Annotated in this window: 11 protein-coding genes, 1 tRNA gene and 1 pseudogene; 7 read left to right on the top strand and 6 right to left on the bottom strand. The window is 60.9% G+C overall.

All coding sequences use genetic code 11. From position 1 onward, the window contains the following. The 4 genes from B7L72_RS02860 to B7L72_RS02845 all read left to right on the top strand — a co-directional run. Positions 1-338: iron chelate uptake ABC transporter family permease subunit (locus B7L72_RS02860; RefSeq protein ID WP_139788433.1), on the top strand; the 338-nt coding region annotated here is incomplete at its 5' end. Positions 339-426: 88 nt separating this feature from the next. Further along, complete coding sequence (locus B7L72_RS02855) at positions 427-1509, top strand: FecCD family ABC transporter permease (RefSeq protein ID WP_081192416.1); 1083 nt, start codon at positions 427-429, stop codon at positions 1507-1509. Continuing rightward, positions 1506-2315, top strand: coding sequence for an ABC transporter ATP-binding protein (locus tag B7L72_RS02850; RefSeq protein WP_081192414.1), 810 nt, complete (start codon positions 1506-1508; stop codon positions 2313-2315). Before B7L72_RS02855 ends, B7L72_RS02850 begins: the two co-directional genes overlap by 4 nt. Before the next feature lie 62 nt (positions 2316-2377). Next, positions 2378-4213 carry an ABC transporter ATP-binding protein gene (locus B7L72_RS02845; RefSeq protein WP_081192412.1) on the top strand — a complete coding sequence of 612 codons (1836 nt, stop codon included), beginning with the start codon at positions 2378-2380 and terminating at the stop codon, positions 4211-4213. Positions 4214-4264: 51 nt separating this feature from the next. Here the strand turns inward: B7L72_RS02845 and B7L72_RS02840 are convergent, their stop codons facing one another. Next, positions 4265-4840: a hypothetical protein gene (locus B7L72_RS02840; protein ID WP_081136088.1), complete on the bottom strand. Its 576-nt coding sequence runs from the start codon at positions 4838-4840 to the stop codon at positions 4265-4267. Positions 4841-5024: 184 nt separating this feature from the next. On the opposite strand from B7L72_RS02840, the gene B7L72_RS02835 reads away from it, so the two are divergent. The 3 genes from B7L72_RS02835 (at position 5025) to alr (ending at position 7553) form a co-directional block, all read left to right on the top strand. Next, a tRNA-Ile gene (locus B7L72_RS02835) sits at positions 5025-5101 on the top strand. Positions 5102-5198: 97 nt separating this feature from the next. Beyond that, positions 5199-6236: a site-specific integrase gene (locus tag B7L72_RS02830; RefSeq protein WP_081192410.1), complete on the top strand. Its 1038-nt coding sequence runs from the start codon at positions 5199-5201 to the stop codon at positions 6234-6236. Between the two features lie 63 nt (positions 6237-6299). Next, entirely contained in the window at positions 6300-7553 is a 1254-nt protein-coding gene (gene alr, locus B7L72_RS02825) for an alanine racemase (protein ID WP_081136085.1), read from the top strand. A gap of 122 nt (positions 7554-7675) precedes the next feature. Here alr and B7L72_RS19060 read toward each other — a convergent pair. From B7L72_RS19060 to B7L72_RS02800, 5 genes and pseudogenes are all read right to left on the bottom strand, one after another. Beyond that, a pseudogene (locus B7L72_RS19060) lies at positions 7676-7912 on the bottom strand (type II toxin-antitoxin system RelE/ParE family toxin). 74 nt (positions 7913-7986) lie between these two features. Further along, the gene (locus tag B7L72_RS02815; RefSeq protein ID WP_139788419.1) at positions 7987-8784 is read right to left on the bottom strand and encodes a hypothetical protein; all 798 of its coding nucleotides are present in this window, start codon (positions 8782-8784) and stop codon (positions 7987-7989) included. Between the two features lie 2 nt (positions 8785-8786). Beyond that, positions 8787-8972 (bottom strand): hypothetical protein, encoded by a 186-nt coding sequence (locus tag B7L72_RS02810; RefSeq protein ID WP_081136082.1) that lies wholly within the window; start codon positions 8970-8972, stop codon positions 8787-8789. Next, positions 8969-9397 (bottom strand): type II toxin-antitoxin system VapC family toxin, encoded by a 429-nt coding sequence (locus tag B7L72_RS02805; RefSeq protein ID WP_170919432.1) that lies wholly within the window; start codon positions 9395-9397, stop codon positions 8969-8971. Before B7L72_RS02805 ends, B7L72_RS02810 begins: the two co-directional genes overlap by 4 nt. Next, on the bottom strand, positions 9394-9648 hold the full coding sequence (locus B7L72_RS02800; protein WP_081136080.1) for a type II toxin-antitoxin system Phd/YefM family antitoxin: 255 nt from the start codon (positions 9646-9648) through the stop codon (positions 9394-9396). The genes B7L72_RS02805 and B7L72_RS02800 overlap by 4 nt, the downstream gene beginning before the upstream one ends. Between the last annotated feature and the right edge of the window lie 149 nt (positions 9649-9797).

Below are 9797 nucleotides of genomic sequence, written 5' to 3'. Positions count from 1 at the left end.
AGCGGGCCGCCAGCGGCCTGGGGCATCGCCCCGGGCTGATTCGCTGGCTGGCGATTGGCTGTGTGGCGCTGCTGGTGGGGGCGGCCACGGCCATTGCCGGGCCGATTGCCTTCGTCGGGCTGGTGGTGCCGTTCGTGGCCCGTGCCATTGCCGGGCCGGACATTCGCCGCACGCTCTGGTTCTGCCTGCCGATAGGCCCGTTGATCGTACTCACCGCCGATATCATCTCCCGGGTCATCGTGGCGCCTTCCGAACTGCCGCTGGGCGTGCTCACGGCGCTGTGTGGCGCACCGGTGCTGATTGCCGTGGTGCGCGCTCGCCGTTTACCCATGCTGTGACCCTCTCTTCATGCTGTGCAAGCCCGCTGCTTGCCTGGACGCTGACGCTATGAAAATGACGGCAAAATCGACGTTGGGTGCAAGGCCGATGTGGCCGATGACGACCCCCGCCCCCTTGGCCACGCCCGCTGCTACCCCGGCGGGCTATTGGCGTTTGCAGAGCACGGCAGGGCACTACCATGTGTTGCTGGAGAAGCGTGCCGTGGCGGTGAATGCGGGGTTGCTGCTGGCGCTGATGGCCGCCAGCCTGCTTTATTTGAGCCTGGGCAACGTGGCGCTGGCCCCTCGTGCGGTGCTGGCGGCGCTGGCCGGGCAGGGGGAGATGATGGCTACCTTCATGATCCGCGAGCTGCGCCTGCCGCGCCTGCTGGCGGCGTGCTATACCGGGGCTGCCTTCGCCCTGGCCGGGGTGCTGATGCAGACCCTGGCCCGCAACCGGCTGGCCACGCCGGGCATCATCGGGATCGACAACGGCGCCACTGCCTTTGCCGTGGCCTCGGTAGTGGGGTTGGGGGTCGGCATTGCCCCGCCTGCCATGGCGCTGGCCGGGGCCACCACGGCGGCCGTGCTGACGTTCGGCCTGGCGGCGGGTAGCGGTACCCAGGGCTATCGGTTCATCGTGGCCGGAATTGGGGTGGGGGCCGTGTTTGGCGCCATTACTCAACTGCTGCTGGCGCGAGTGGCCATCGATACCGCCAACGCCGCTTACCCGTGGACGGTCGGCTCGCTCAATGCACGGCCCAGCGGTAGCGTTCAACTGTTGGGCGTGGGGCTGCTACTGGGCCTGGTGGCGGCCATGGCGCTGGCTCGCTCCCTGACCGTGCTGCGCTTCAAGGACGCCACGGCCAGCGGCCTGGGGGTCAGCGTCACCGCCCGCCGCTTTCAGGTGCTGATGCTCTCGGTGGTGTTGACCGCCTTCGCCGTTGCCGTGGCGGGGCCGGTGGGCATGGTGGCGCTGATTGGGCCTGAAATTGCTCGCTCACTCTCCAGCGCTCGCCATGTGCCGATTCTGGCCGCCACCCTGGCCGGGGCGCTGGTGATGGTGCTGGCCGACCTGGCCGGGCGAACCCTGTTTGCGCCCATCGAGATTCCGGTGGGCATCGTCACGGCCGTGGTCGGTGGCCCCTGGTTATTATGGATTTTAATGCGCCCGCAGCGGAGTCGCCCATGAGCACTGCCCCCGGTTTACCCACCCTGGCCACCGACGCGCTCAGCATGAGTTATGGCCAACGCCAGGTGATCAAGGAGCTGGGCGTCGAGCTGCCCAGCGGCAAGGTAACGGCCATCGTTGGCCCCAATGGCTGTGGTAAATCCACGCTGCTCTCGGGGCTTGCCCGGCTGCATAAACCCGACGGCGGCGCCGTACTGCTCGGTGGCCACGACATTCAGCGCCTGCCCACGCGCCAGCTCGCCACCCAACTGGCGCTGCTGCCCCAGGAAGCCGTGGCCCCCGAAGGGCTCACTGTCACCGAGCTGATTCGCTTTGGCCGCCAGCCCCACCAGGGGTGGCTACGCCAATGGTCGGCGGAAGACCAGCAGGTCGTGCAGCACGCGCTGACCGCCGCAGGCCTGGAAGCGCTGGCCGACCGGCCGCTGGAAGCCCTCTCGGGCGGGCAGCGCCAGCGCGCCTGGATTGCCATGACCATTGCCCAGCAAACGCCGCTGCTGCTGCTGGACGAGCCCACCTCTGCGTTAGACCTGGGCCACCAGATCGAAGTCTTCGAGCTGGTGCGCACGCTGGCCTGCCATGGCCGCACCGTGGTGATGGTGCTGCACGACCTGGCCAGCGCCTGCCGCTACGCCGACCACCTGATTGCCATGCGCGATGGCCAGATCGTCGCTCAAGGTGCGCCAGCCGATGTGGTGACGCCAGCCTTGGTGCGCGCGCTCTATCAGGTAGAATGCACGCTGTTGCTGGACCCGGATACCGGCAGCCCGCTGCTCGCCAACGTGCGCCGCGCCGAACGTTCTGAATGAGCGGAGCCCCGCGCAGGGGTTCCAGGCCAAAAATACATGACAACACGCTAAAAGGAACCCTCGTGGCCGCTTCAACGCCCAGTTCATCCGCCAGTTCTGCCAACCAAAGTTTTCAGGCGTTGGTCAGGCTGCTGCGCTACGCCAAGGGGTATCGTCGGCGGATTACCGCTGCCACGATCTGCTCCATCATCAACAAGCTGTTCGATATTGCCCCGGAAATTCTCATCGGTGTCGCCATCGATGTGGTGGTCAACCAGGAGAACAGCTTCGTGGCCCGCCTGGGGTTCGAAACCCCGCACGAGCAGATCGCCATCCTCGCGGTGCTGACCTTCTTTATCTGGGCGGGGGAGTCGCTATTCGAGTACCTGTACCAGGTGCTGTGGCGCAACCTGGCCCAGCGGCTCCAGGCCGACCTGCGCCAGGATGCCTATGAACACGCCCAGCGGCTCGACATGGCGTTTTTTGAATCGAAGAGCTCAGGTCAGCTGGTGGCCACCATGAACGATGACGTCAACCAGCTGGAGCGCTTTCTGGACGGCGGCGCCAATGCGCTGATTCAGGTGGGAGTGACCGTGGTGGCGGTGGGGGCCGTATTCTTCGTGCTTTCCCCGCTGATTGCGCTGCTGGCTTTCACGCCTATCCCGCTGATCATCTGGGGAGCGTTCTTCTTCCAGCGCAAGGCAGGGCCGCTCTACAGCGAGGTGCGTGAAAAAGTGGGCGACCTTTCCAGCCGGCTCTCCAACAACCTGAGCGGCATTGCCACCATCAAGAGCTTCACCAGTGAAGCCCGTGAGGCCGAACGCCTGCGCAGCGCCAGTGAAGCCTATGTAGATGCCAACCGTCAGGCGATCAGGGTCAGTTCGGCGTTTATTCCGGTCATCCGCATGGCCATTCTGGCGGGCTTTTTGGCCACCTTCACCGTGGGTGGCATGATGGCGCTCAACGGCAGCCTCAATGTAGGCGCCTACGGCGTGCTGGTGTTCCTGACCCAGCGCCTGCTCTGGCCGCTGACCGGGCTGGCCCAGGTCATCGACCTGTTCGAACGCGCCATGGCCAGCACCAAACGTATCCTGGACTTGCTGGAAGTCCCCATTACGGTGAAAGACGACAGCCCCCAGGCCTTGGCCGCACCGGTGAAAGGCGAGGTGCGCTTCGAAGCGGTGAGCTTCCAGTACGAAGCCAGCCAGGTAGGCGTGAACGGGGTAGACCTGCACGTTCCGGCGGGCACCACGCTGGCCCTGGTGGGGGCCACGGGGTCGGGTAAGTCGACGTTGATCAAGCTGCTGCTGCGCTTCTACGACCCAGCCAGTGGCCGCGTGCTGGTCGATGGCCAGCCCATTACCGAGGTCAGCATGCATTCGCTGCGGCAGGCTATCGGCCTGGTCAGCCAGGACGTGTACCTGTTCGAGGGCAGTATTCGCGACAACATCGCCTACGGCATGCCCGATGCCGACGAAGCCGCCATCATCGAGGCTGCCAAAACCGCAGAAGCCTGGAGCTTTATCGAGACGCTGCCCCAGGGGCTGGACACCCCGGTGGGGGAGCGGGGCGTGCGCCTTTCCGGCGGCCAACGCCAGCGCCTTTCCCTGGCCCGGGCGCTGCTCAAGAACCCGCCCATTCTGGTGCTGGACGAAGCCACCAGCGCCGTGGACAACGAAACCGAAGCGGCGATCCAGCGCTCGCTGAAGCGCATTGCCCACGGGCGTACGGTGATCATGATTGCCCACCGGCTGTCGACCATCGTGCATGCCGATGAAATCGTCGTGATCGAGAAAGGCCAGGTAGCGGAGCGCGGCAGCCATGCCAGCCTGCTACAGGCCGATGGCCACTACGCCGCCCAGTGGCGGGTACAAACCGGAGCCGCCCAGGCGGGCGATGTGGAAGTGCTGGGCCGTTAGGCCTTCACGTGCCACGTACTCAAGCGCCGCCCCATGGGCGGCGCTTGGCGTTTAGCGGTTCACCAACAGCGCGTTCAGGGTCACCGGCACATGCTCATCGATCTGCTGATAGCCCAGCAGGGAAAGCACCGTTCGCAGCGTGCTGTTGGCCATCAGGGCATTGCCATCCAGCGCCATCGGTTCGGCATGGGTGACACGCACTTCGTTCAGCCCGACGCGGGTAAAGCGCAGCGGCACCGCTTCCTCCTGGGTCAGCCGGTCGGTTTGGACTCGAAAAGTCAGGGTTTCCACCAGCTCCTCGCCCATGTCCAGGCGGTCCAGGCGCTCGGGTGGCATCTGCGCCACCAGCGTCACCAGCGGCGTATTGGTCAGCAGGCCCACCCACGGCGGCAGGTCACCCAAACGTTGCAACACGTCGGTCTGGCTCAGCCGGAGCGGCAGGCGCAGCGTGCCATCGGGGGAGATATCGCCCTGCAAATTGCTCACGTGATGATGATGAGTTTGCGGCGCGCTACCGTCCAACTGGGTAATGGACGCCCGCACCTGCGATTGGGCAGGGTCCAACTGCCAGTCGGCCTGAACGGGCAGCGCTAGCAGCAGCGGAAAAAGAGCAATCAAGGCTTTCACAGCGTGTCTCCATAGAAGCAGTCATCAGCAGACCCCGGCCGCGCCGATTAGTGCCCGAAGGCCCGCGGGCAACCGCATCGCGTCCGGTATCGCAGCCTGCCCGAAAAAGTGCCGCCCCACCACAAGATAGCGCCCCAAGGGGTAGCCGTGCCCCCACACATTCGCTATGATATGCACGCTTTTCGGGCCTATAGCTCAGTTGGTTAGAGCAGGGGACTCATAATCCCTTGGTCGTAGGTTCAAGTCCTACTGGGCCCACCATTAAAATCAGTAACTTAGCAATTGTCTCTGGTGAGTCCCCTAGTCCAAGGGTACAGTTTCGGTACACTGCCGATCCTTCAGCCCCCTGGAGATTTTCGTGGCCACCATCGTCAAGACCCCCTCTGGTAGCTGGAAAGCCGTCATCCGCAAGACAGGCTGGCCAACTACTGCCAAGACTTTCCGCACGAAGCGCGATGCCCAGGACTGGGCACGCCGCACCGAAGACGAAATGGTGCGCGGTGTCTATATCCAGCGCAGCGCCTCGGAGCGCATGACGCTCGAGGCCGCCCTCAAGCGCTACCTGGCTGATGTCACCCCCACCAAGAAGCCCAGCACTCAGAAAAGTGAACGCCAGAAGGCCAACACGCTGGTCGAGGATCTTGGCAAATACTCCCTCGCAGCCCTCACGCCGGAGTTGATCGCCAACTACCGCGACACGCGGCTCAATACCCTGGGGCGACGGGGGCAGCCTATCAGCCCCAATACCGTGCGCCTGGAGCTGGCCCTGCTTGGCCATCTCTACACAGTGGCTATCCAGGAGTGGGGGCTGGGCCTGGCTTACAACCCGGTTCAAAATATCCGCAAGCCCAGCCCAGGAGAGGGGCGCAACCGTCGCCTAAGTGTCGACGAGGAAAAGCGCCTGTTCGCCGTGCTTCGACAGCGCAGCAACCCTATGCTGGCGTGGATCGCCAGAATCGCCCTGGAGACGGGCATGCGCTCGTCGGAGATCCTGACCCTCACTCGCTCCCAGGTCGACGTGAAACGCCGCGTGGTGCGCCTCACAGGCACCAAGAACAACGAAGCCCGCTTGGTACCGCTGACCCAAGCGGCTACCGAGGTGTTCAAGCAGGCGTTGAACAACCCGGTGCGGCCGCTCGACTGTGGCTTGGTGTTCTTCGGTGAGCCTGGCAGGGACGGCAAGCGCGGCCCCTATGCCTACACCAAGCTCTGGAACCAGGCGAAGAAGAAGGCAGGGCTCGATGACTTCCGCTTTCATGATCTGCGCCACGAGGCCGTCAGCCGGCTGGTGGAGGCGGGGCTGTCTGACCAAGAGGTCGCCGCGATCAGTGGCCACAAGTCAATGCAGATGCTGCGGCGATATACGCTTAAAGCTACTATAAGGTCAATAGAGTAAAGAATCCGTTGGGGAGGAGGCTGAGCGGGTTCCTAATAATGAAAACTAATCAAGGATTTGATAATGAAATATCCACTAACCCTGATAGCTGCTGCCATCGCTGCTGCTGTTACTGGCACAAGCTATGCGGCCCCGCTGCTTAGCGATCAGGCTCTGCTTGTTGATAGCCCGGAGCACATTAGCGCCAATGCCTGGGTAGAGATCTCTCAATCTGCTTTCGAAGGTAACGTTCGTGGTGTTCAGGAGTTACTGGGGGAAGAAGCGGAGCTCTGCGCCATCATGAAAGCGGATGCTTATGGCCATGGCATTGCTAACTTGATGCCTTCTGTCATTGCGTTAGGTATTCCCTGCATTGGTGTGGCGAGCAATGAGGAAGCTCGCGTGGTTAGGGCAAGCGGCTTCGAGGGACGATTAATGCGGGTACGCAATGCCACACCTGCAGAGATTCGTGGTGCATTTGATTACGAGATGGAAGAGCTATTCGGTGACATAACTGCTGCACGGCAGGCTTCAGAGGACGCGGCTGAAGCGGGTGTTACGCTGCGCTACCATTTAGGCCTAAATGCTGGGGGCATGGGGCGTAATGGCATGGCACTTGAGAGCGAATCAGGGCGCCAGGAAGCCTTAGAGCTTCAAGAGTTAGCGTCGTTGGAGCTGGTAGGCATCATGACCCACTTTGCCTTTGAAGAGGAGGAGTTTGTTCGCCAAGGGCTGGAGCTTTTCCATGAGCAGAGTGCTTGGCTAATCGAGGCCGCTAATCTGGATCGTGATGGATTAATTCTTCATGCGGCTAACTCGTTTGCCACCATGGAAGTGCCCGAGGCGCGGCTGGATATGGTAAGGCCGGGTGGCCTGTTGTACGGTGATTTGCCGCATTATGAGCAATTTAAGCCAGTGATGTCTTTCCGAACGCGTGTTGCATCGGTGAATGATTATGCTCAGGGCAGCGGCGTGGGGTATGACCATGTAAGGGTGTTAGAGCGTGATAGCCTGCTGGCCAATTTACCCGTTGGCTACTCTGATGGTTACCGGCGTGTGTTTACCGATGCTGCCTTTGTGCTGATTAACGGTGAGCGGGTGCCGGTATTAGGTAAAGTGTCAATGAACACGACCATGGTGGACGTTACCGATTTAGAAGGCGTGTCTCCTGGTGATGAGGTGGTGCTCTACGGACTTCAAGGTGAGGAGCGTATTACCATTGAAGAGCTTGAGGAGCTCAACGACGCACTATTAGCCGATCTTTATACGGTATGGGGGAACTCCAACCCCAAGGTATTACGCCCAAGCGATAGTGGGATGAATAGCGATAGCGAGTGATTTTGCTAACAAAGACTGTTGCCTATTAACCTCTGTATTGCGAACCCACTCCGCTCGAATGAGCGGGGTGGGTTCGTGGTGGGGAAAGACTTGGAGGAGATCTTCTGCTAATTTCTCCATACCTATTCACCGGCAGCCAGCGCAATGGCCAGCTGCCGGTCATCAAAGCCAAGCAGATCCTTTGCCACTTCCTGGAGTACCTTCAGTTCCTCCTTGTCGATGTTGGATCGCTCGTTCTTGCTGAAGCCTTAGAGGAAGAACCAGCGCCCTACCATTTTCGTAGCGACGATGTTTCTAACCCCACCACGCTTGCCCTGACCAGGCAGCGCGACTTGCTTCTTCACAACATCGCCACCCATATCCGCATTCACCACGAGCCTCTAGCTCATTTCGCCGACAGCAGCACATTCTACGTAGCTCTCCCGAGCATATCTCATCGCTGCGCCTTACTCCGAGCTTCGAAAAGAACATTGCTGACCGCGCCAGGGTAAGTACTGATGCCGTTCTCGCGCAAAAACTGCGCGCACTGTGCATAGGTGTACCCCTGTTCGCGGAGCTGTAGGAGCTGTGGGACGTAGGGCCTCAAACGTTCGTATAGGGTGGGGCCTTTCACTGGCGGCTTTACGCTCTGCATGAATTTTTCGACGCTCACACTGATGGCGTCGGGATCGCCATCCGTTGTCTCAAGACTAGCTTGGTAGGCGAACTGGTGACGACGTAGTGCATACGGCTGTGCTTCGAAGAGTGCGGCAACCTGGTGCGCCAAGTGGCGCACGGACGTGGCCATCGCATCGAGTGCCTCACTTTCCGGCGATTCCGCCCCTTGTGAGACTCGGATATTCGACATCACGTCGACCACCCCTTCGAGCAGCTCGCCTTGAACATCCGTGCCTACCCGTTCCAAGTCCGCGCAAACTCCGGCACAAACGTCGTCGATTAATGCGTAGCCTGTCGCTTGAGTATCGGCTAGGTTGCCGGACTGGCAGGCAGCCGGGAAGCCAAACATCTCATGCAGTGCATCGTGGTTCCCGTCAGCCGCCAGCATGTCGCGCCCGAAAACCTTACATGCTGCGATGAAGCGGCCAATCAATTGGCGCTGCAATGGGTTGAGCTCACCGCGAACTGAGTGCATGAGCGCCAAAGCGGAATCCAGCTCTTCGAAGATAGTGGCGCACATCGCCGTTGATACTTTGGTTGGGTGATCAACCGATGGAAGGAACTTGCTCGACACGTCTAGGCCTCCCACTGACATTCGAATCTCATCGGTTCGGCCGGCGTCTCGTCGCGGAGCTGGTCAAAATACTCCGCTTCAGCGTCGGTCAGCCCTCCCGCTTCGCGGGCAATTGACTGCAACAATGAACCAAGCTTGATGCGCTCGTCCGGCTGGACAATAGCATCGTCATGTATTCGCTCTTTCATTGCAGCGCCTCCCACGGATTGAGGATGGTTACTCCTGTAGGCTCGAAATCGGCCACATTGCGAGTGACTACCGTCATACCATGTACAAGGGCCGTTGCCGCGATGAGCGCGTCACGCTCGCCCCGCTTGTCGGGGACGTGCAGCCGGGCGCAGCGTTGTGCCACGGCTGTATCAACTGGCAATGTTCGCCCTGAGAACTCCGGCAGTACGTGTTGCTCTAGCCACGAGCGCAGCACGGCCCCTTGCGTGGCGTCCTTGCGCTCAATCGACAACACGCCCAGCTCCAGCTCCATGATGGTGATGGCGGACACAAAAAGCTCGGCGGCATCAACGCTTTCAGTCCATGCCGAAACGTTTGGATCAGCTTTGCCTGCTCGAACCTTTCGCAGTTCGGACACTACGTTGGTGTCGAGAACGAACATCATGATAAATCAGCCGGCTGGGTGCCGATGGTCACACGCGGCGGTTCAAACTCGATGTCCGCAACGTCTGGCATGCCCAGAGAGTCAGCAATGTTGCGACGTTGCCTTGTAAGCCGCTGGTATTCCTCAATGCTCAACAGCACATGAGCAGGCTTGCCGCGATCCGTGATGAATACGGGACCGCTCTTGGTTGCCTTCTTTGCGCGGGTAACGTCTTGGTTAAGCTCTCGACTGGATAGGGTCGTGATGGTCATAGCAACACCTCCTACATGAATCACCTGTGTAGGTATGTTACTACATCGATGGTAGACTGTCCATAAGCGGCTGGCAAGCTATCGTGAGAGGGACAACCGGACGGTACAGTAGGGGTACATTCATTAGATCTGTCCTATTTCTCCAAACT

Source organism: Halomonas sp. BC1 (assembly GCF_002078135.1).
Classification (GTDB): domain Bacteria; phylum Pseudomonadota; class Gammaproteobacteria; order Pseudomonadales; family Halomonadaceae; genus Vreelandella; species Vreelandella stevensii.
The sequence above is the reverse complement of the archived record's forward strand: the minus strand, read 5'-3'. Positions and strand labels throughout refer to the sequence as shown.

Bases quoted from the DNA above. Each gene is read 5' to 3' on its own strand.
- B7L72_RS02855 (WP_081192416.1), top strand. From the start codon at position 427: ATGTGGCCGATGACGACCCCCGCCCCCTTGGCCACGCCCGCTGCTACC.
- B7L72_RS02850 (WP_081192414.1), top strand. From the start codon at position 1,506: ATGAGCACTGCCCCCGGTTTACCCACCCTGGCCACCGACGCGCTCAGC.
- alr (WP_081136085.1), top strand. From the start codon at position 6,300: ATGAAATATCCACTAACCCTGATAGCTGCTGCCATCGCTGCTGCTGTT.
- B7L72_RS02810 (WP_081136082.1), bottom strand. From the start codon at position 8,972: ATGAAAGAGCGAATACATGACGATGCTATTGTCCAGCCGGACGAGCGC.
- B7L72_RS02805 (WP_170919432.1), bottom strand. From the start codon at position 9,397: ATGATGTTCGTTCTCGACACCAACGTAGTGTCCGAACTGCGAAAGGTT.
- B7L72_RS02800 (WP_081136080.1), bottom strand. From the start codon at position 9,648: ATGACCATCACGACCCTATCCAGTCGAGAGCTTAACCAAGACGTTACC.